The sequence below is a fragment of the Anaerobacillus sp. QJM3NY_17 genome, assembly GCF_056173665.1.
In genome coordinates this window covers 1,134,044-1,153,582 of sequence record NZ_CM149685.1, presented here as the reverse complement: position 1 = coordinate 1,153,582, position 19,539 = coordinate 1,134,044, and the positions used below count along the sequence as shown (strand labels likewise).

Below are 19,539 nucleotides of genomic sequence, written 5' to 3'. Positions count from 1 at the left end.
CTTTCAACTGGAATGATGCTATTAAAGGTCATAACTCCTTATTTAGTTAGAGGAATTTTAATATCCTCACCAACTTCAAGAATACTGTCCTTACGATCCTCAACTGGAGCAAAAATCATAATATATTCATCATCTTCACCCTGTACCTCGCCTTTACTGAAGATCGGGTCAACCCTTTTACCAGCTGATCTTATAAACACTCCCGATTTTTTCTCATTTACAATATAACCTTCTTCATCATCTATTTTTCTTGCATTTAAAAATTGTTGCTCTAACTCACTAAGAACTTCATATCGCATTCCCGTTTCGTCAGTCAATATTTTCGTGTCAGGTCCAGTAACAACCACTCTCGTTTCAAGTGCCGAAAATTCCACACGCTTAATGCGATAGGTGACATCTTCAAAAGTGAATTCTTTATCTATTTTCACTTTTTCCCTGTCTGATACTGCAGATGCATCAAGTTTAAAGTCAAGTGGCCAAATTGCTTCTACCTCTTTGGACGAACTTTCATCATGTATAGTTAAATTCTCGATTTCTAAATGAATGTCCATTCCCTCATAGGGTTTTATTGATTCAAAAGATAATGCTTCGACTACTTTATTTTCATTTTCTTCATAATATCTGCTACCCCAACCAACAGTAGCCAGGTTATTTTTTTTCTCGCCATTCACCTTTACGTTAATTGAACTATAGCCTTCAAATAAGTCTATATAATAGTTCTCTAAATTGGTCGTTTCACTTTGATAAATGAGTAAAAGTTTTGTTTCTTTGTCATCCGTCATTATTTTCTCAAATCGCACTTTTATATCATGTTGTTTATCATAGTAGGTTTGATCAATCGATTTGCCATAACCCAAATCGATTGCATTTCTAACCCCAATATCATCAATTTGTTTACTTGAAAATAGTTTTTCATAAACATCTTGAATAGCAGCTAAAGCTGGTGTAAACGTCAAAGTAGAAAAAACAATTAAACATAAAGCCGCAGCTATTGATAATCTTTTAGATAATGTCCTTTTTCTATTTTCTTTGACTTTATTGACTGGAATGGGCTCTTTTAGGGTTTGCAAATTTTCTTTCTTATGTATTTTTTGCTCCAAATCGTTCCAGACATCTGGAATGTGAGTTTCAATTGCATTATTCAAATGTTTTTTAATTTGGTCTTCCTTCATGAAAATCCCTCCTTACTCTAAGTCTTTTTTCATCCGCTTTAATGCCAGACTATACTTCCAAACTACTGTACCCAGAGGAAGCTCTAACACTTTCGCGATCTCCCTATGCTTTAATCCAGAGATATCCTTCATAATAACAATCTGTCTCTCTTCGCTATTGAGTACCTCTAAGTATTTCGCTAATACAATTCGATCTAATGGGTCCTCTGAAAAATAAGGCACTCGTTCAAAATACTCTTTATCAAAACCCGTTAGTTCTCGTTTCTTTTTTCGGTAGAGATCCATAGCCGTATTTCTAGAAACACGAATTAACCAGGCCTTCACATTTGAAACTTCATGATGTTCTAAATGCTGATAGAGTTTGATAAATACTTCCTGTAGAACATCTTCAGCCAATTCGAAATCTCTTAATATCGATAATGCCATAGCAAATACATTTTTCTTATGATCATTGAATAATTGCTTAAACTCATCAATTCTTTCAATAGGCTTTTCTGATTGTTGCATACTCATTTCATTCATTTGCCTCCTCCCTTCACACTAAGTAGACGATTCAGCATCAAGTTTTATTGGTGATTGTCCAAAAAAATCATTAAACAAAAAATGGAACTTCATAAATACGAAGTTCCTAAAGATTTTTTATTGTTCAATAATTAATTACATGAATAAGCGGTCTGCTTCATTATAAATGAACAGCCTTTTTCTCGAAAAACTAATTTCGATATACCCTCCCGTAGTCACACCATTCCACTCATCTATGTATTACCTCAAGAAAACCCAAACCAATACTAATAAGATCGCTATTATTACCCAGATTAAAGCTTGTTGATTTTTCACGCTTTTCCCTCCTTCCATCCCACTTTGTCAAAGCTAAGACTACTTAACTTGTAATCAGAACAGCTGACAAATGCCGACACACAGAAAGAGATGACGGCATCTTCATTTAACGAATAAATGCAAGATCTCTTTTCTCAAGTGCATCCGTCAGCCATCGAGGGTGCATGGTTAATAAGTTCTGTGGTAAACGTGACTGTCCAAAAAATTGAACATCAAGTGATTCGGCAGAGTTGCATCGAAGTTCTCCACCTGTCACTTCAGCAAGGAAGCATGTTGTAATAAAATGAACAACTTTCCCATTTGGATAATGAAAAACCTGTGAAGTAGGATCAGAGTAAACACCGATGATCCTGGTAATCGTTATATCCAAATTTGTTTCCTCTTTTACCTCTCTGATGGCTGCTTCAGAGACTGTCTCACCTATTTCGATATGACCCGATGGAATCCCCCATTGCCCCACATCGGTTCTTTTCTGTAATAAAACCTCGTTTTCTTCATTCAAAATAATCACTGCAACACCAGCTTTTAGTTCATCGATTGTCGACATAAACAATACCTCCTTTAAATAATAAAAAAGGCCCGACGAGAAAGATTTCAGCGCAGTACAAATACGCTGAATCTTTCCCCTCGGACCTTTTATGTCAATAGGTGCCTTTTACTTATGTAAAAGATGTAGCCCTCGGTCACTAGCCTACCTCGATAGCGGAACCCTAGCTACAATTTTCCAGTTCATATTTACTTTACAACACATAACGATAAAGTTAAAGGTATTTTCACATCATCATGCTAGTTAGTGAATAGACGAACTAAAACACCATCATCTTCCACGTCATGTACAAAAAATCCAACTCCATAGCTTGATGCTACAGCCATAATCACAGTCCAAAGTACTAAACTCGTCATCATCCAGCTGGTGACCAGCTTTCTTTTTGAACCGAAGCTCATTCCCATAAACGCTGAAATATGCGACCCGACGAAAAAGGGACCGATGATCGTTAAGCCTGGCAAACCATACTTATCAAAAAGAACGCGTGCGCGTTTCTCCTTCTTCGACTCTTGCATTTCCTCGACATGTGCTTCTGTCGTCTCGCCCTCCTCCTGAACCACATCCTTCGTACGCTTTTGTTTTCGTTTCTTCCGCCATACTTTAAATTTATCTACAAATACAATTAACAAAACAACTGTCAAAGCATTTCCTAAAAAAGCAAGTATGCCTGTTAGTACTGGCGACAGCCCACCGATGATCGCTAGTGGGATTACAGCAACAAGTTCAAATAACGGAATCGCTGCCATAAGAAACACTAAAAAATACGATAAAAACATCGTCTCCATTCCCCTCTAAAATAAGTCATTTCTCACTAAGTAGCCAATTATTCCACGAACAATTATCCCTATACCTAAACTATTCGTAAGGACCCATTCGTATCCTCAAGTATTAAGAGCACTTAATTAATAGGAAAAGCCATATTACCTTCGCCACCTATCTAACCTTGAAGACCTTTCACGGACTAAGTACCGTCACCTCCTCTCCTTCTTCTTTCATCTCGAAAATACTACTTAATAGCGAACTAGAAATAAATAATTCGCAATTTTACGCCAATAATCCAATTCCAATTATTTCAAATCTAACTAGATAACTCAATCTTTTATTTTGATAACTATGGAAAACTTTTTAACAGTCCAAAATAAATCGTCCAAGCTTCACTATTTCATCCGTTCAAAACTCTCCATCAATTAGCATTTAAAAAAGAACCCTTTAAAAAGGGCTCTCTCAACTGTTTTTACTAAATTATTTTGCATTCTCATCCGGTTGATGAAGACCAAAGATATTTCCTTCCGTGTCAAGGTAATAGGCCTGCCACGCCATTCCAGGCAATGCGTATTTGGCCATCGCTGTTTTGCCACCATTAGCAAGAACTTTCGATTCAGTAGCATCTAAATCTTCCACGCCCATTGTACAAGCATACCCATTGATTGCAGCATTACCTTCAGGAGGTGGACCTTGCCGTTTCATCAACGCTCCATCGATTCCTGGTTCTTTTGCATCACCAGTCACCACGCCAAGATAAGGCATGCCGGCATATTCACTCCAGTCTTCAAACTTCCAATCAAATACGTTCCCGTAGAACTTCTTAGCCCGTTCCATGTCATCTACATGAATTTCAAAATGAACAACTCGTCCCATAATTCCCTCCTAATTTCAGCAAGATTTGAGAAGGACATTCGGTTATGAAATCTGTTCTTATGTATCCTTCACGTATCTATATTCGAGTCATCATGTCATACTCCTTTACGACTTTTGGTTCAATTACTCATTCTTCTCCAAATTGTCTTTCCATTCCAATTGAGCTACAATCGCATATTCCGCCGTTTTTACCGTTTCAGGCAAAGTTTTGACATCGCTATCGTTCACTGACGACATTTGGTTCTCACTTGATCCAATTAAGTATGCCAAATACACCGTTTCTCCTTTTGTGATCGTGACTTCTTCTTCTATCTGTTCAAAGATAAATGCGCCCAGCTCTTTAGGCATATTGGTCGATCCTTTGCTGTATCCATCCGGTGACCCCATTGTAAAGTAAGCTACTTTTTCTTCCATTTGAAGTTGGAATGAGTGAAGAGCTTTATTGAAACGCTCTTGTTTATAATCTCCACCCCAGGTAACAAACTCTTCTTTTCCATCTTCTCCGTCTTTGTATACAACGATCGAAGTCACGAGCGCTTCTCCTTCTCCTACGGTCCCATCCACCGTATAAAAGGTTTTGAAATCGACTCCCATTTGATTCACGATGCTTTGCTCACGTTTTGATAGTTTGGCAGGCTTAATGTGTAAGGAACTTGCAGAAGTCTCTTGAGTAGAACCTTTCTCCTCCTGCTTCCCTTCATTGCTGCCTTCATTCGTACATGCTGCTAGAAGCAGAAATACTCCTAGTAAAGTGATAAATCGTTTCATCTTTGTTCCTCCATCTTTCTTCTAATCGATTAGTTAGGCTTTCATCTCCGTAATCTCTAGCTTAAATTCAGAAGCGAGTGCTCTTCCATGATCGAGCAGCTACTTTTTCAATCATTTTAATCACTAACAAGTTCATTATAATCGCTTCCTCGCACTATTTCCCTTTCATCCATCATCGTCCATTCTTTCATAGAAGCTTCTGGATGATGACGTAGATAACTTTCGACTATTTTAAAACCCAGTTTATAATTGGACCACTTTGGTATATCTTTCTTCCAGTCACCGTTTTGGAATGTATCATATAACTCCGCATTCGTGGAATCGCTCTTTTCTCTAAGTTCCTCTAGCACTCTCTTTTCTTCTTCAGTCGATAGCGGTTCTGACCAGGGCGGGTTCGCCTCAGGATACAATTGAGATGCGAAGGAATCAGCTCTTCCCTCAAAAACAAACCCGTTTAACAGATTCATACCTCCCGCTCTATTTGGATTCTCTAGAAAAACGGCGTGATGGTATTCGTGCGCAACGGCATATTCTAGCATTTCTTTTTCATATGTAGGTGATAAAAATAGAACGATAACATCTTTACTTACAGTGATCGCGCTAACTCCCTTCATCTCGTTTTGAATAGTTTTGTAGTCTGGATTTACCGGCATAACATAAATGGTTTTATTTTCGCCTTCAAGACTTTTGCCCGACTTAGTAAGTGCTGCTTTGATCGCTTTATTAACTTCTTCTTGCTTCTTTAGTAGCTCACCTGTCTGTTCATTTAAAGCCTGAACACTTGTCGTAGGGGAGAAATAAGTAGAATAATCGAGTCCACCAGTTAAGCTCGCTCCTTCATGAGAAGCAGATTCTAGAAAAGGCTGTGTCACTTTACTATAATACTCCCCACTCGTATTCAGTTCGGTATTCTCCATAGCCTCGTTAGTATAATCAAGAACTTCTTCGTATAGAGAAATGATTTTGAAACTTTGGCCACCCACCTCAAATTTCATAGAAGATTGGGAAGGAATTTCATCCCCATCACTAGAGCAACCAACGATGACTATTAAGGCTAGACATACAATTAATTTCTTCATAAGCTTTCCCATTCAATCCCTCTTTCCTACCGCAGTTTCTATCTCACTTAGTTTCATCTGGCTTCAATAGAAGATGACGAAATGAACCACACATCCGCTGCCATCCTATTACTCCTCATAAAAAATAATCGCTCAAAACCTAAGCGATTACTTTTCTTCTAACTCATTACTGTCCTTACGATAGTCTAACTTCTTTATTTCCAACTCAATCTTCTTAGCTTCAAGCTCTAGCTCTTTCATTTTTATATCTTTTTCTGTTTTCTTAACATAGCCATAATAGATGAGCGATAAACCAACGACGATCGTAAGATAAAAGAATAAACCCAATTTTTCATCCCCCTAATGTGATTAGTGATTGCATATGCTACACAATCATATAGTTGTTTCGATCGGAGCTGCAAGTCTGTTTTCTATAAGAGCTCCTCTTTACTAAAATCCCCTTAATAATATGTGGTAATGGTTAAGACAAGACTAAAAATCGTAAATAGCACTGAACCGTAAAAAACGGCACCTACATTTACTTTCAGTTCATTATCTTCTTGAACTTTCCACCCTGCCTCGCTTGCCTCAGCAGTAGCCCCTTTTGATAAAAATCCTCCGCTACTGTTAAAGAAGTAAAGCACAATGGTAAGCCCTAGAGCAATAAAGAAGCTCCATTCACTAAATGAAAAAGAAATGAATACACTTGCAGCCCATACGAGTATACCGATCACAAGCGATGCAATCACTGACCTTACAATGACCTTTTTCACACATATCTCCCCTTCTTCTCATTAAGTTAATATCCAAAAATATTAAACAAACAAATGACGTAAGAACAAAAAGCCGTATAGTAGCGCTCCACCAATGAAAGTAAGCAATCCAACCAATAGAAAACCATAGACTAATCCCTTTCCCATGGCAAATAAGTCTAGAAACAAATTCTTAACTGAATGAAATAGTGTTTGCATAGCGCACTCCTTGAACATTTATCCCTTTTGTTATCTTAATTCGTTATACGAATGAAACGTATCAAATGTTTCATCTTTACCACATTATTCCTTCTCCCCATAATACAAAAGGTGCAGAGAGGTTCTCCTCTCTGCACCTTTTGTATTATTTTAATTCTTGTTGCTTACCACCTGGCCGTTAACATCTTTCTTCTCGTATAAAATTCCACTCCGTCTGATCCATTCGCATGAAGATCGCCATAGAAGGAATTTTTCCAACCTGAGAACGGGAAGAAAGCCATTGGGGCTGGTACGCCTATATTTACGCCCAGCATGCCAACTTCGATGTTTTCTCTGAAATATCGAACGTTGCTTCCGTCTTTAGTAAACAAGCAAGCCCCGTTTCCGAAATCAGATTCATTCGTGAGCTCGATCGCTTCTTCTAGATTTTTCACTCGCACAATTGATAGCACTGGCGCGAAGATCTCGTCCTTCCAGATTTGCATAGAGGAGTTTACGTGATCAAAAATCGTTGGTCCGATAAAGTAGCCTTCATCGTTGTATGCTTCGTCGTTTCGGCCGTCGCGAATGAGCGTAGCACCTTCCTCCTGACCTTTACGGATATAGCTTTCCGTTCTTTCTTTATGTTCTTTACGGATAACCGGTCCTAAGAATACGTCTTCATCAAGGCCGTTGCCGATTTTTATTTCATCGGCTTTTTCGTTTAACTTTTGAAGCAGTGGCTCCACAACATCATCTACCGCCACAACAACGGAGCAAGCCATGCATCGTTCGCCTGCAGAACCGTATGAAGCAGCGATGATTTCTTTAACCGCAGCGTCAAGATCAGCGTCAGCCATTACGATGGAATGGTTCTTCGCACCGGCAAGTGCCTGAACGCGTTTACCATTCGCAGCCCCTGTTTTGTACACATATTCGGCGACGGGCTGTGAGCCGACGAAGGAAATCGCAGGCACATCTTTGTGCTCTAGAAGCCCATTCACAACGTCATGTGCTCCGTGAACAATATTCAGAACGCCATCCGGTAAGCCCGCTTCTTTAAAGAGCTCTGCTAAGCGGTTTGCGAGTAATGGCGTTCGCTCAGAAGGTTTAAGAACGAAGGTGTTCCCCATGGCGATCGCAAGTGGAAACATCCAGCACGGCACCATCATCGGGAAGTTAAATGGCGTGATGCCGCCAACAACGCCAACAGGATAGCGATACATGCCTGATTCGAGATTCGTTGCGATATCCGGAAGCTGCTTGCCCATCATTAACGATGGCGCACCAGCTGCAAATTCAACGCATTCGATCCCGCGCTGCACTTCACCTTGTGCTTCTTTAAAACTTTTACCATTCTCTTTTGTTAGCAATCTCGCAAGCTCGTCCCAATTGTCGACGAGCAGCTGCTGGTATTTAAATAGAATGCGCGCGCGTTTCGGAACGGGCGTTTTACTCCAGGTTTTGAAGGTAGCCTTTGCTACTTTCACTGCTTCATCAAGATCTGCTTTTGTTGAAATCGGAACCTGAGCAAGCTCCTCCCCTGTTGCCGGATTTGGTACAGCTTGAAATTGATCGGTTTTCGCATCGACCCATTTACCATTAATATAGTTTTGTAGCACGTTCGTTGCCGTCGTAGCCATGTTTTCATTCCCCTTCCAGTTGTGTTAGCGAACCTTTTCTTCACTTATAAATTCGTAGTCATAGCAAATCTCATAAAGTTCTTCTAATTCCGCCTGTGTAGGCAAGCGAGGATGATGCGCTGGGCTCCCGCTGTCTAATGCGTCTGCTGCCATTTTGCTAATAACCTGCTTGAACGCCGTCTCATCAATTCCCCAAGATTTGAAGTTCGGGATATTTAATGAGGCACAAAGACTTTTGATAGAAGAAACCGCCACATCAGCCGCTTCTTCATTTGAGAGCGCCTCGCTTTCTTCTGTCTGAAACAGTCTCCCGAGATCAGCGAGTCGATCGATGCAAGAATCCTTACTGTATTCGAGTACAGCTGGAAGCAGCATCGCGTTTGAATATCCATGCGGCACGTGAAAAAGAGCACCGATTGGACGCGACATGCCGTGCACAAGACAGACGGAAGCATTTGTAAAAGCCATACCCGCCTGAAGAGCACCTAAACTCATCGCTTCTCGTGCATCGAGATTCTCTCCATCATTGTAAGCGCTTTTAATATGACCGATAATGTGTCCAATCGCAGATAAAGCAAGCGTATCTGTCATCGGATGAGCTTGCTTTGAGAGATACGCTTCCACCGCATGACTGAGGGCGTCAATCCCTGTCGCCGCGGTTACTTGCTGTGGCGATGAGCGCGAGAGATACGGATCCACAATCGCAACTGCCGGCATGAAGGCGGGCTGTTTGATCATCATTTTCACATCAGTCGTTGTATTCGTAATAACGGTCACGTCCGTTGCTTCTGAGCCAGTTCCCGCTGTTGTTGGAATAGCGAGATGCGGAATCGGCGCCTTCTCTGCCATCGTTCTGTTCGCGCGATAGTCACCTATGTATCCTCCATTCGTCGCAAGAACGGCGATGGCTTTCGCCGTATCGATACAACTTCCCCCACCTAATGAAATAACGATCTCACAGTTCGTGTTTCGGAAAAGCACAAGCGCTTCAGACACATAATCGTCCGTTGGTTCAGACGCAACACCCGTGTAGATCTCACTTTCCACTCCCACCTGCTTCAAATAATCCTGACAATCCGTGACATAACCGAGATTCATCATCACCTGATCACTAACAATAAGGGCTTTCTGACCGCGACGAGCTGCTTCTGCGCCAATTTGTTTAAACGAATCTCTTCCATAGAGAATCGTTTGAGGTGTACGAAAAACCGCAAACTGTTCCACCATATCTCTCCTTTTCTTAAGTTCCTTAAGTATGAAGAACGTGCTGTTATCTGCGATGTTTTCAATATTGACTTGTCTCTTTACACTACTTTCTTGATATGAGGAGCTCATTCCTACTCATCGGTGAGAATTTCATCGTTTGTTTCGTTCAACAGCTGGTAATAAAAAGCATCCTAAGATTAAATGAGTTCCGTTTTGCTAGGTAAATAAACTGATAGAACATGTTTTAGGATGATGGTACCTAACATAATGTTAAAAGAGAAAAAAGGATCCACCCCATTTATTCCGAATACATATTATGTAAGTTCCATTAAAATCTATGCTGCTATTTCAAATCGATAATAATGGAAATATCACTGCACATCGTAATAGGAATAAGTTAGAGAGCTTACCAGCGAAAACTAAGATCATTCAATTATGAAAGGAGGGCCGTGATGAAGAAGTCACTTACCTTGCAGATTGCATTCCAATTTCTATTAACTTCAATAGGCATCCTACTAATTGGCTCACTTCCTTACTTGTTTTTTAATATGAAATCGCAACTAAACGTGCTCAAAATGATTGATAACAATTCGTTAAACAATACTTCGTTTTTATATGACACCATCGTACTTAATTTTGATGCATACGTTCATCACATGCTTCATCTCTTAAACGTCATCCTAACTGGCAATACCATTGAGTACTACGTTCGGGGGAGAGAGTTACCTTTATTCCCGGAATTCATGGATGTTTACCTTACTTCTATGTTTTACCTATTCATTTCTATCGTCCTAGCTCTTATCTTAGGAATCCTTCTTACATTCCTTACAATGTTACTTCCAGTTCATAAAAGAACTCTTCCTAAGGCTTTTCTTTTTATTATTGAATCATTGCCGGACATTTTCGTGATTTTAGTTGCACAATTAGGCATTATTTGGGTCTATAAAAAAACAAACTTTCTCCTTTTTAACATTTCCAGCGGTTTCGATGAAAACGCGATCGTTCTTCCGGTCCTAGTTCTATCACTACTGCCTGGTATATACATATATAAGTATTTGTTGTTGTCCTTTGAAGAAGAGGAGAAGCTTCTTTACGTAGAACTAGCACGAGGAAAGGGATTAAAGCGATCAAGAATTTTAGTGTTACACGTTTTTAGGAACTCCATTTTAACCTTATTTAACCATTTTAAGGGTGTCTTTCTTTTTGCAATCGCTAACTTATTAATGTTGGAGATTATCTTTAATATTAATGGGTTTATGACCTTTATTTTTGAGAATGGGGTACTGAATCCTGAAATACTAACCATGGGGCTGTTTATGGTATTTATCCCTTCTTTTATCATGTTCACAACAGGAAAAGTTACGCTAGAACACTACTTCAATATTGGTGGGAAGAATATATGAAGAAACAATTAATCCAACGCCCGTTGTTAATAGGAGGCACTCTCTTTATCTTATTCCTCCTTATAGGAAGTTTCGTATACACCACGTTTGCAGATCCGGCTCCACCTGAAAAAGTATTGTATGATGAGAATCATAATGCCATTGCCTTAGCACCTTTCCCGCCCTCCCTACAGTTTCCATTAGGGAGTGATCTCGATGGAAATAACTTCTTACTCATGCTACTAGAGGGGGCCAAGTATACCATTGGACTATCCATCATCGTTGCCTTTGGGCGAATGGTATTCTCATTCTTAGGCGGATATCTTTTGTTTAGGTTACCGAGTGCTTTTCGAAAACTGTTAGCTGGGCTTGCAGATGCGCTTCACTATGCGCCGGTTACGATTTTCACCTACATATTGATCGCTCCCGTTGTGTTAACCTTTAGCTGGAGCTACGATACCGTCACGAAAGTCGTCTTCCCAATGCTCGTGCTTATTTTCATCAGTGTACCAGTACTTTCCCTTTACATTCAAAACGAACTCGATCTCATATCTAAAAAGGAATTCATAGAAAGCGCCAGAACTATGGGCGGAAGTAAATTTCATATTTTCAAAAACCATCTAGCACCTTTCCTGAATCCTAAGTTACTACTCCTTTTCGTTCAACAAGTTGGACAGGTCCTTGTTGTCTTTGCTCATCTTGGTCTTTTGAAAGTATTCATAGGCGGCACAGACGTCAGAATCATTGAGTATGATATGGAAACTGGAAAAGCCTTCACGGACTCATTTTCGATGTCGAATGAGTGGGCAGGGCTGATCGCTCAAAATTTCCAGTACGCCTCTTCTTTTCCATGGATGATTCTTGCGCCCGTTACCGCCTTTGCATTAACCATTCTAGCAGTGAACTGTATTGTATATGACTTAACCTCTCCTAAGCCTCTCAAATTGAAAAGAAAGAAAAAGAAGCTGCATACTTCAACGATAAAAAATGCTATACCACCGGAAAGTTTCGAATTCAAAAGTTAAACCAGTCTCATACAAGAAGTCATTCAATCAAGAATGGCTCCTTTTCATTTCATTTTTTTTTGTAACGTCGGAAAGGAAGGCGAAGGTATTGAGATCCTCTATCACGAATCTGATCTTGCTCACTCATCATAACTTCAGAAGAACTTCATTTACAAAACCAAATGAAATAAGGAGCTTATCTTATTATTGATAAGCTCCGAGATACTTAAAAAACTAGCTTCAGAAATAGCTTCTAGTCCAAACACAAATAAAAAACTTACCTACCTGTCATGTTTAGTGTTCTTCCACCTTGGATCTTTTCATATCAAAAAAACCTATCATTCCACACACCAATACGCCCAATAATAAAACACTCGTAAGAATCCAATGATCTCCCCAACTAGTGATCGCGCTAATTAGACAACTGAATGCTATAGCTATTGCTCCATACTTTTCTCGCCATTTATCTATTTTAGACATATAAGCACCCTTCATCACACACCTCCATAAAACAATCAACCTTCATCAAGCGGTATAATATACACTAAATAATTCAAATAATTCTCTAACCCTATATTTTTAGCAATTACATTTGAAGGCTTATTTGCCTCTTCACAATCCCAGTAAGCAATCATACCCTTGCTCACACAATCTTTCACAACACAGTGGGCTGCCTTCTGACCTAATTTATTCCCCTGATACTCCTTTATTGTTTCTATATCTATACCGTGAACATTTTCAGCTACAAATCCTGAAAAGCATAAACTCACAATCATGTTTTGGTAGACAATACAATATCCAATACCTTTTCGAAAAAATTTCTCAGGAGAAGCCCAGAATCCCAAAACTTTCGAGTGTAAAATTCCTATGTTTTTAAGGTTTTTTTCCTTATTCCTATACAGCTCTTCATTGATTTTTAATATGTCATAACCACGTTTGATTGAAAGTTCACTATCACCTTTATAATGACCTCTCAACTTATAAACATTTTGATGTGATCGTTGTATGTGACGATGTTCAAAAATCCTTTCTATTATCTTATCCCATCTGGAATGGTTACCAATTGCTATAAAACTATTTAATCCGAGCTTCTTTGCTTCAGGAAAGATTACTTTATCAATAAAATCATTTATATGGGTGTTAAATAACTCATTTCTCTCATCTCCAATAAAGAAAAACCCATCATTATTACCCAACCAGATAAGACCTGTTTTAGGAGAATTAATTTGATCTACAAAAATCCTACCAGGGTTATTCCCTTCTATTACAGCTTTAACTTCTAAATGTCCTACATCATTTATTAACTTCTCGCATTTATAGAATTCAGCTTTATCAAGTTCACGAATCAATTAAAACCCTCCCCCGGAAATAACAAAAACCACTGGAATTCATCCCAACCATTTACAACATTTCTGATAGATCATCAATTATTTCTCTAACTTTATTTCACTCTTCTCCGAGATAGTAGAATAATAATACTGTGATGGAATCTTATTAATACAACTAGCTACTCAGAATTTTTTCTGTTTTTAGTAACTAAATTATATAAGCTGTTATGTTTATAATTGTAAGCAAACACGGAAATGAATAATGCGACCAGAATAGTAGATAAAACAATCTTAATTACCCCATATTTAGAATAAGCCCCAAAAAGTAACCCAAAAATTAAAGGATAACCAAACCACTTAGAAGAAAAAATTTCTCTAATAGAATTGATAATAAGAACCTCCAAATCCTAATGACATCTCCTGCAACCTTCTTACAGATAAGCTCGGAATGAACGGAAGATTGAATGACTATCTATGAGATGTTGTAACAAAACACTAAATATAACTCAGATTTATTCAAGGTCCAAATATCAGAGTGCCAAAGAACATATATATAAATGGAAACATGATTAAAATGCCGTTTCCTACCATTGCAGCTATTGAAAAAACACTCTTCTTATATTTCAAAGCAATAGTTGCGAATAAAAACCCCACTGTACAAAATAGTAATGGAAAGAATATCGGAAATCCTTGTAGCTTGTTGAGCGTCATAACGTCTAAGAAAAAATTAGCAATGAATAAAACGGGAATAAAGAATAACAAATAAGAAATGATTAAAAAGAGTCTGTACACTTTAAAGCCTCCATCCAAATTTCCAACTTATTCTCTCTAGTTCCTGTAGATCTATCTGCCCTTATGATTCTTCTTTGACACGCTATGATTCGTTCTCTTGTAGCGTACGTAAATCGCATTAATAATCACCACTAATACCCAAAGGGCTATGTACCCTATCGCAAATGTTGGATTTAGTTCACGTTGGGTGACAAAGATGCCTATAAATGTCCCAAGCATTGCCGCTAGTAGCATCACACTAAATCTCCATTCGGAATGGGCGAGTTTCTTCTTTTTCATCTGAATCTCTACCTTCCCCTTTATAAACAAATCTCTATCACCAATTATTTCAAATGTATTCACATAACTCAATCGTTGATCCCCTGTAATCGGAGCCTAACTCATGACAAATAAGATACGACTTTATGTTGTAAAACTAACTGTAGCCATCACTTTTTGTTTTCTCTTTTTTCGATGTTGCTTAGCTGGCTGCTAATTTTTATTAATAGAGCCAGTGAACTGCCGATTAAAACGCTAGTACCCAACCCTGGCCAACCTGTCCCTATCTCAACTAAATAGGTAAATAGCCAACCAAAAATCCCGCCTATTACTAATAGTATAAAAGTTAACAAACTGCTTCACTCCTTCTCTTATAAATTCACTTCCTCACACAAAATGTATTTAGTCATGAATTGGCTACTTTTAGCGAAGACTTAAACTCAAGATTAACCTGTTTTATCTTTTGAAATATTTATGTAATCCGTTCAAGCCAATATACATCATAAAAAAACATACTCCCAAAATCCCCAGTAAGATAAGTACGCCTACAAAATATTCTAAAAAGACACTCATGTTTTCCTCCAATAGTTAAAAGACTTTAATTATCTCTGCCTCTTTCTTTACGATTGAAAAGTTTTGAAGTTCCTTTAGACCAATTGAACATGACAAAAAATGCCTCAATGAGCTGAGGCACTTTACTAATAGGTAGCCTAACTTATTAAAAGTAGCTCCGAAAAAACTTGAATAAGCAAAGAACAATTTTGACTCCTATTTTTCTCATTTAGCTCTGAAACATGGGTATCAACACATTCAGTGAAACGATAATGCCTAGAGCTACTCCTATAACGACTGTGAAGTTACGGCCAGTATGTGCGCCATACTTTTTCTTGAATTGAACTCGTACCAAAGTGTAGACAATTGATGCACCAACCGCCACTAAGAATAATGACAGGGAAAACTTAAAAATAGTTTCTAACACTAGCCCTGTAATTAATGAAAGTAAGGTAAATTGGAGTATTTCTCCTGCCGTTTTCAAATCAATGCCTCCCCGTCTACATTTTTGAATGTTTTTAAGTCAGACTATACTAGGTTTTTACTAGATGATGTAGCAAAAGAGAATAACAATTTTGAAAAAAGGGCTTCAGAAGTTGTAAATGATACCGGAATATCTGATAGAATAACATTTTGTGGCCAAATGAAAGAAAACCTATTAAAAAACCTAAGGACATAAAAATTACGGGCAAAGTCCTGTTGGCGATTATTTTAATAAGAACACACACCTTTTTCTTTCCAAATCATGCTTTATAATTTTAAATCCATTATTCATGCTCATCCTCATATTGCCAACTATATTTACCTACATAACCGCACTCATTTGGTGAATTAAGAAAACGGCGATTTCAATTTAGTAGGTATCTTTCTTATTTCTCTTAAATCGATTCACAACTAAACCTGAAAGAGCAGATAGCAAAGTTACGATGAACCCTGTTGTCGGATTCAGGGTTCCTGAAACTTTAAGGATACTCAATGCTAGAAGTAATAGTGGGAAAAAAACTAGAAAGAAAATTTTTATTTTCAGCTTCATTCATTACCTCCAAAATCTAGGCTTAACTAACCTCTCAACACATCTAATACCAATTATTTCAAATCACTGAAAACAGTTCAATCGTTTCTTAAATAAAATAGAAGCTTACCTTATTAGAGGTAAGCTCCGAGTTTGCGGAAGACTCGAAAACGAGATATATTCAATATTTTTCTCCATCCACTTGCTTACTTATCTTAGGAATAATAAAGTACCAAGAAATAAAACCGCCTATCATTAGTCCTATTACGACTGTCCATTTTATTTCTCCGTATATGAAATATCCAAAGAGAATAGCAACGACTGCAAAAACGAGTGCAGAGATAATACCCTCTTTAATTCGTTTATTCATTAGAAGATCTCCTTCTTATATATAAATCACTAAAATTATGTATCATAATATTGAACCAGCACTCCGAGATTATGGAGGTAGCCTAGTAAACTTTTAATCATTTACCATTATATTTTTCTCGCCCAAATCTTGAACAAACCTTAATAGATATCCATCTGGATCCATAATTAAGAACTCTTTTTGTCCCTTAATTATTGTATTTGCTCTATACCAATTTTCTTGAATATCAAACTTAATCGGATAATCATGCTTGATTAAATTTCTGTAGATTGGATCAATGTCATTTACTGTGATTTGAAAATTAATTCCTCTTCCAAAAGGGTAAGATAACTCGCCAGTATCCCAGTGACCATTTACTTCTTCTATCATTATCTGACAATCACTTAATGATAATAAAGCGAACTTATCCTCTGGTCGCTGATATTCAATTTTGAAAGTAAGAATTTCCAAATAGAATTCTAAACTTCGTTCAATATTTGAAACTGACAACTCAGGTATTAATGCATTTAGTTTGTGCAAAGTAGCTTCCTCCGTTATTTTATAAAAATCAGTAGTCTTACACATTAGCTCCGATATTCTGGGATACTCTAAGGTATGACTTTACCTTAACTTCATGTAATGCGCTCAACATAAGAGAACAAAATAATACGGGATATCTTTCAATTATGAATCGAATCGCTTTAAACTTCCCCCGTAATTCTCGTTTAGCTTTTTTATTCTTCTCATTTCCCCGATATTAAAAAAGAGCCAAACGGCAAATAAACTTATACTATCTTGAGGAAAATCTATGTTTAAAGCCTCTAAATCGAATTGGAAAAATAATATTGTTGAACCAGCACTAAATGCGAATAAGAAGATTAATCCTATAATCGCTTTTATCTTCCACTGTCTCTTTCCATGACGGTAGATCTTGAAGTTCAAAGCTTTTTGCATTGTCTTTGTACCTATGACCTTCCCGGTCCAAATCGTATAGACAGCATTCACTACCAAAATCCATAAAACTGCACAGCAAAAACCTATAAGGAATGTAGAAGATCCCCCAAGCTCTATATAAAAGCCAAACGAAACGATAAGCAAAAGCATGACAAGGTTGTTTATTATTAACAGCTTCTTTTTTATCTGCTTTATTTCTTGGATGTCCCACTTTCGTTCCTCCATCTATTTGATCCCTTCCATTACATTTTTAATTAATTGAACAGTGTTACTTCAGAGCATCTTCAACAAATAGTCACTTCTCTAACCATCTGTAATTCTTTCTTTGCTTTCACTACTATAGTCTTGTATCCGTTCCCCTTTCCAATTATTTCAAAACAACTCTTTATTCATCATCTTATATTTATAAGCAATCTATTTTATAGCTAACAAGGGGACTCCTATCCAAAGTGATGTCCCCTTAAGTTATTCAAAAATCGCTCCGAATAACTCAATCTTTTACTTCAAATTAAAAAGGAGCCTATCTTATTAAAGATAAGCTCCGAGATAACGGAAGATGGTAACGAATCCTACTGTAGTTTTCACCTATCTTCATACGGAAGACTTAAATTCGACATTTCTTCAGGACTCTCAGATAATGTAATCAATAGAATAATATTCTAAGTTGCCTTTTCTACTTCAAATTTCAACCTATTTAAATCCCATACGTCCTCTTCATAATTTTTAATAACTTTCACCTGTACTTCTTTCCCTTCATCATATTGATCTGGATTGGATACTCTTATAGTATGTGAATCTGGCATCTCTTCAAATATATATGGCGTGCTAGATGATTCTGCATCACTAATTGTTGACCAAGATTCGACTTTGATCTCCATTTCCCCACTTTCATTGTTGATTTTAGTTATCTCTCCTTCAATAAATGTTGCTTCTTCAACCTGAAAGCAACCTATCAAAGTAATAGCTAAAGTTGCGATAATGAAAGTTATCTTGCTTTTAAACACTTGGAACCCACCTTAAGTACATTAATAATAGTGCTTGCACTTCACACAATCCTGTGCAAAAACTTAATACCAATTAATTCAAATCCGGACATAGAATTCAATCTTTACTTCATATATAAAAGAGCTTATCTTATTTCAGATAAGCTCCGATTTAAAGGAATAATCCTTCTAAGAGTTATCTCCTTTTTCGCATTATAAGAAGTATGACAACTACTATTAGAATGATTGAAACTAGAGAAATTAATGCTATGCTCATTCCGCCCATCCCCATATTATCCCTCCTATCAATACCGCACGCCCTGCACTATCTGTATAGAGCTCTTACCTTATCTTCAGCAAAAGCTCCGATTTAACCAAACAATAAACTCAATTCAAAATTACTTTACTGCTATTTTATATCTTTGTTTTCACCATGTTTGAAAATAACTACACTACACTCTTCACACCTTAACGCTGGAACTTTTTTGACTTTTAACCATGCATCACCTATTAATATTTCACTTCCAAAATCCGCAAAGATGGAATCAGGTGAGTCTGACCAGCAAATTCTTCGAGGAGAGAAAATATATCCTTGCTTCAATTGGTTACCACATTCAGGACACATTACAACATCGTCCATTGTTAATTACACCACCTTCATCGTAGCGTTCTTAATGGAATAACTGGTTAGCCTGCACCTTCAATTTTAAATTAACTTTTATTTTGCCCGATGATTATGTCATAAGGACGAGTACTTTATAAAGTATTAGCTCCGAAATAACTGAAGATATAAGTTCATCACACTTTCTAGTACTCTCATTATGATCAATATTTCCCTGCTGAATTTAACAATTTATGGCTTATTACTAGTGAGGCAGGAATGCAAAAGATAACAAATATTATTATTCCGATTGCATCTGTTGCAAAACTGTAAGGTATATATTTGTTATAAATAAATCTAATGATCTTAAAGAATCCGTATAACAAAACACAAGTTATTATTAAATATAATATTTTGCCAGTCATTTCTTCCATTAAACCCCAACTCCTTTTACACAAAGTCATATGAAACCTCACAATCCACCTATATAATACCAATTATTTCA

The 19,539-nt window shown here is 37.5% G+C and carries 24 protein-coding genes; 2 read left to right on the top strand and 22 right to left on the bottom strand.

Translation table 11 applies throughout. The features are described 5' to 3' along the window. Positions 1 to 38 precede the first annotated feature (38 nt). From AC0VYV_RS06250 to AC0VYV_RS06195, 12 genes are all read right to left on the bottom strand, one after another. Positions 39 to 1,172 carry a DUF4179 domain-containing protein gene (locus AC0VYV_RS06250; RefSeq protein WP_475368639.1) on the bottom strand — a complete coding sequence of 378 codons (1,134 nt, stop codon included), beginning with the start codon at positions 1,170 to 1,172 and terminating at the stop codon, positions 39 to 41. A gap of 12 nt (positions 1,173 to 1,184) precedes the next feature. Next, positions 1,185 to 1,694, bottom strand: a complete 510-nt coding sequence (locus tag AC0VYV_RS06245) for an RNA polymerase sigma factor (RefSeq protein WP_475368638.1) — start codon at positions 1,692 to 1,694, stop codon at positions 1,185 to 1,187. A 421-nt stretch (positions 1,695 to 2,115) separates the two neighbouring features. Continuing rightward, positions 2,116 to 2,556, bottom strand: a complete 441-nt coding sequence (locus AC0VYV_RS06240; protein ID WP_430245104.1) for an NUDIX domain-containing protein — start codon at positions 2,554 to 2,556, stop codon at positions 2,116 to 2,118. 239 nt (positions 2,557 to 2,795) lie between these two features. Then, positions 2,796 to 3,332 (bottom strand): small multi-drug export protein, encoded by a 537-nt coding sequence (locus tag AC0VYV_RS06235; protein ID WP_430245106.1) that lies wholly within the window; start codon positions 3,330 to 3,332, stop codon positions 2,796 to 2,798. 466 nt (positions 3,333 to 3,798) lie between these two features. After that, on the bottom strand, positions 3,799 to 4,194 hold the full coding sequence (locus AC0VYV_RS06230; RefSeq protein ID WP_430245108.1) for a VOC family protein: 396 nt from the start codon (positions 4,192 to 4,194) through the stop codon (positions 3,799 to 3,801). A gap of 123 nt (positions 4,195 to 4,317) precedes the next feature. Then, positions 4,318 to 4,962, bottom strand: coding sequence for a hypothetical protein (locus AC0VYV_RS06225; protein WP_475374610.1), 645 nt, complete (start codon positions 4,960 to 4,962; stop codon positions 4,318 to 4,320). Positions 4,963 to 5,078: 116 nt separating this feature from the next. Beyond that, a complete protein-coding gene (locus tag AC0VYV_RS06220) occupies positions 5,079 to 6,053 on the bottom strand; it encodes a DUF2268 domain-containing putative Zn-dependent protease (protein ID WP_475374609.1) in 975 nt (324 codons plus the stop codon). 135 nt (positions 6,054 to 6,188) lie between these two features. Beyond that, the gene (locus AC0VYV_RS06215) at positions 6,189 to 6,368 is read right to left on the bottom strand and encodes a hypothetical protein (RefSeq protein WP_475374608.1); all 180 of its coding nucleotides are present in this window, start codon (positions 6,366 to 6,368) and stop codon (positions 6,189 to 6,191) included. A gap of 113 nt (positions 6,369 to 6,481) precedes the next feature. Continuing rightward, positions 6,482 to 6,793: a hypothetical protein gene (locus AC0VYV_RS06210; RefSeq protein WP_475374607.1), complete on the bottom strand. Its 312-nt coding sequence runs from the start codon at positions 6,791 to 6,793 to the stop codon at positions 6,482 to 6,484. Between the two features lie 42 nt (positions 6,794 to 6,835). Beyond that, the gene (locus tag AC0VYV_RS06205) at positions 6,836 to 6,991 is read right to left on the bottom strand and encodes a hypothetical protein (protein ID WP_194220706.1); all 156 of its coding nucleotides are present in this window, start codon (positions 6,989 to 6,991) and stop codon (positions 6,836 to 6,838) included. A 164-nt stretch (positions 6,992 to 7,155) separates the two neighbouring features. Further along, positions 7,156 to 8,613, bottom strand: coding sequence for a CoA-acylating methylmalonate-semialdehyde dehydrogenase (locus AC0VYV_RS06200; RefSeq protein WP_475373444.1), 1,458 nt, complete (start codon positions 8,611 to 8,613; stop codon positions 7,156 to 7,158). Positions 8,614 to 8,637: 24 nt separating this feature from the next. Continuing rightward, the gene (locus AC0VYV_RS06195; protein WP_475374606.1) at positions 8,638 to 9,837 is read right to left on the bottom strand and encodes an iron-containing alcohol dehydrogenase; all 1,200 of its coding nucleotides are present in this window, start codon (positions 9,835 to 9,837) and stop codon (positions 8,638 to 8,640) included. A 434-nt stretch (positions 9,838 to 10,271) separates the two neighbouring features. Here AC0VYV_RS06195 and AC0VYV_RS06190 point away from each other — a divergent pair, with 434 nt between their 5' ends. Continuing rightward, positions 10,272 to 11,222, top strand: a complete 951-nt coding sequence (locus AC0VYV_RS06190) for an ABC transporter permease subunit (protein WP_475366878.1) — start codon at positions 10,272 to 10,274, stop codon at positions 11,220 to 11,222. Beyond that, complete coding sequence (locus AC0VYV_RS06185; RefSeq protein ID WP_475374605.1) at positions 11,219 to 12,226, top strand: hypothetical protein; 1,008 nt, start codon at positions 11,219 to 11,221, stop codon at positions 12,224 to 12,226. Before AC0VYV_RS06190 ends, AC0VYV_RS06185 begins: the two co-directional genes overlap by 4 nt. A gap of 273 nt (positions 12,227 to 12,499) precedes the next feature. On the opposite strand, the gene AC0VYV_RS06180 is transcribed toward AC0VYV_RS06185, so the two are convergent. The 10 genes from AC0VYV_RS06180 to AC0VYV_RS06135 form a co-directional block, all read right to left on the bottom strand. Next, positions 12,500 to 12,700 carry a hypothetical protein gene (locus AC0VYV_RS06180; RefSeq protein ID WP_475374604.1) on the bottom strand — a complete coding sequence of 67 codons (201 nt, stop codon included), beginning with the start codon at positions 12,698 to 12,700 and terminating at the stop codon, positions 12,500 to 12,502. Positions 12,701 to 12,720: 20 nt separating this feature from the next. After that, a complete protein-coding gene (locus AC0VYV_RS06175; protein WP_475374603.1) occupies positions 12,721 to 13,554 on the bottom strand; it encodes a GNAT family N-acetyltransferase in 834 nt (277 codons plus the stop codon). An 822-nt stretch (positions 13,555 to 14,376) separates the two neighbouring features. Further along, on the bottom strand, positions 14,377 to 14,676 hold the full coding sequence (locus AC0VYV_RS06170; protein WP_475374602.1) for a hypothetical protein: 300 nt from the start codon (positions 14,674 to 14,676) through the stop codon (positions 14,377 to 14,379). Positions 14,677 to 15,364: 688 nt separating this feature from the next. Continuing rightward, complete coding sequence (locus AC0VYV_RS06165; protein ID WP_475366874.1) at positions 15,365 to 15,619, bottom strand: hypothetical protein; 255 nt, start codon at positions 15,617 to 15,619, stop codon at positions 15,365 to 15,367. 369 nt (positions 15,620 to 15,988) lie between these two features. Then, positions 15,989 to 16,168 carry a hypothetical protein gene (locus AC0VYV_RS06160; protein ID WP_475374601.1) on the bottom strand — a complete coding sequence of 60 codons (180 nt, stop codon included), beginning with the start codon at positions 16,166 to 16,168 and terminating at the stop codon, positions 15,989 to 15,991. A 160-nt stretch (positions 16,169 to 16,328) separates the two neighbouring features. Further along, entirely contained in the window at positions 16,329 to 16,517 is a 189-nt protein-coding gene (locus AC0VYV_RS06155) for a hypothetical protein (RefSeq protein ID WP_475374600.1), read from the bottom strand. Between the two features lie 93 nt (positions 16,518 to 16,610). Next, a complete protein-coding gene (locus AC0VYV_RS06150; RefSeq protein ID WP_475374599.1) occupies positions 16,611 to 17,036 on the bottom strand; it encodes a bleomycin resistance protein in 426 nt (141 codons plus the stop codon). A gap of 144 nt (positions 17,037 to 17,180) precedes the next feature. Next, positions 17,181 to 17,675 carry a hypothetical protein gene (locus AC0VYV_RS06145; protein ID WP_430245138.1) on the bottom strand — a complete coding sequence of 165 codons (495 nt, stop codon included), beginning with the start codon at positions 17,673 to 17,675 and terminating at the stop codon, positions 17,181 to 17,183. A 434-nt stretch (positions 17,676 to 18,109) separates the two neighbouring features. Next, positions 18,110 to 18,454, bottom strand: a complete 345-nt coding sequence (locus tag AC0VYV_RS06140; RefSeq protein ID WP_430245140.1) for a hypothetical protein — start codon at positions 18,452 to 18,454, stop codon at positions 18,110 to 18,112. Between the two features lie 388 nt (positions 18,455 to 18,842). After that, positions 18,843 to 19,073, bottom strand: coding sequence for a PF20097 family protein (locus AC0VYV_RS06135; protein WP_283152820.1), 231 nt, complete (start codon positions 19,071 to 19,073; stop codon positions 18,843 to 18,845). Positions 19,074 to 19,539 lie beyond the last annotated feature (466 nt).

Excerpts from the sequence above, each read along its gene's own strand:
- AC0VYV_RS06180 (WP_475374604.1), bottom strand. The coding sequence starts at position 12,700 with ATGAAGGGTGCTTATATGTCTAAAATAGATAAATGGCGAGAAAAGTAT.
- AC0VYV_RS06240 (WP_430245104.1), bottom strand. The coding sequence starts at position 2,556 with ATGTCGACAATCGATGAACTAAAAGCTGGTGTTGCAGTGATTATTTTG.
- AC0VYV_RS06235 (WP_430245106.1), bottom strand. The coding sequence starts at position 3,332 with ATGTTTTTATCGTATTTTTTAGTGTTTCTTATGGCAGCGATTCCGTTA.
- AC0VYV_RS06185 (WP_475374605.1), top strand. The coding sequence starts at position 11,219 with ATGAAGAAACAATTAATCCAACGCCCGTTGTTAATAGGAGGCACTCTC.
- AC0VYV_RS06145 (WP_430245138.1), bottom strand. The coding sequence starts at position 17,675 with ATGGAGGAACGAAAGTGGGACATCCAAGAAATAAAGCAGATAAAAAAG.
- AC0VYV_RS06230 (WP_430245108.1), bottom strand. The coding sequence starts at position 4,194 with ATGGGACGAGTTGTTCATTTTGAAATTCATGTAGATGACATGGAACGG.
- AC0VYV_RS06200 (WP_475373444.1), bottom strand. The coding sequence starts at position 8,613 with ATGGCTACGACGGCAACGAACGTGCTACAAAACTATATTAATGGTAAA.
- AC0VYV_RS06135 (WP_283152820.1), bottom strand. The coding sequence starts at position 19,073 with ATGGACGATGTTGTAATGTGTCCTGAATGTGGTAACCAATTGAAGCAA.
- AC0VYV_RS06205 (WP_194220706.1), bottom strand. The coding sequence starts at position 6,991 with ATGCAAACACTATTTCATTCAGTTAAGAATTTGTTTCTAGACTTATTT.
- AC0VYV_RS06190 (WP_475366878.1), top strand. The coding sequence starts at position 10,272 with ATGAAGAAGTCACTTACCTTGCAGATTGCATTCCAATTTCTATTAACT.
- AC0VYV_RS06225 (WP_475374610.1), bottom strand. The coding sequence starts at position 4,962 with ATGAAACGATTTATCACTTTACTAGGAGTATTTCTGCTTCTAGCAGCA.
- AC0VYV_RS06220 (WP_475374609.1), bottom strand. The coding sequence starts at position 6,053 with ATGGGAAAGCTTATGAAGAAATTAATTGTATGTCTAGCCTTAATAGTC.
- AC0VYV_RS06245 (WP_475368638.1), bottom strand. The coding sequence starts at position 1,694 with ATGAATGAAATGAGTATGCAACAATCAGAAAAGCCTATTGAAAGAATT.
- AC0VYV_RS06250 (WP_475368639.1), bottom strand. The coding sequence starts at position 1,172 with ATGAAGGAAGACCAAATTAAAAAACATTTGAATAATGCAATTGAAACT.
- AC0VYV_RS06160 (WP_475374601.1), bottom strand. The coding sequence starts at position 16,168 with ATGAAGCTGAAAATAAAAATTTTCTTTCTAGTTTTTTTCCCACTATTA.
- AC0VYV_RS06155 (WP_475374600.1), bottom strand. The coding sequence starts at position 16,517 with ATGAATAAACGAATTAAAGAGGGTATTATCTCTGCACTCGTTTTTGCA.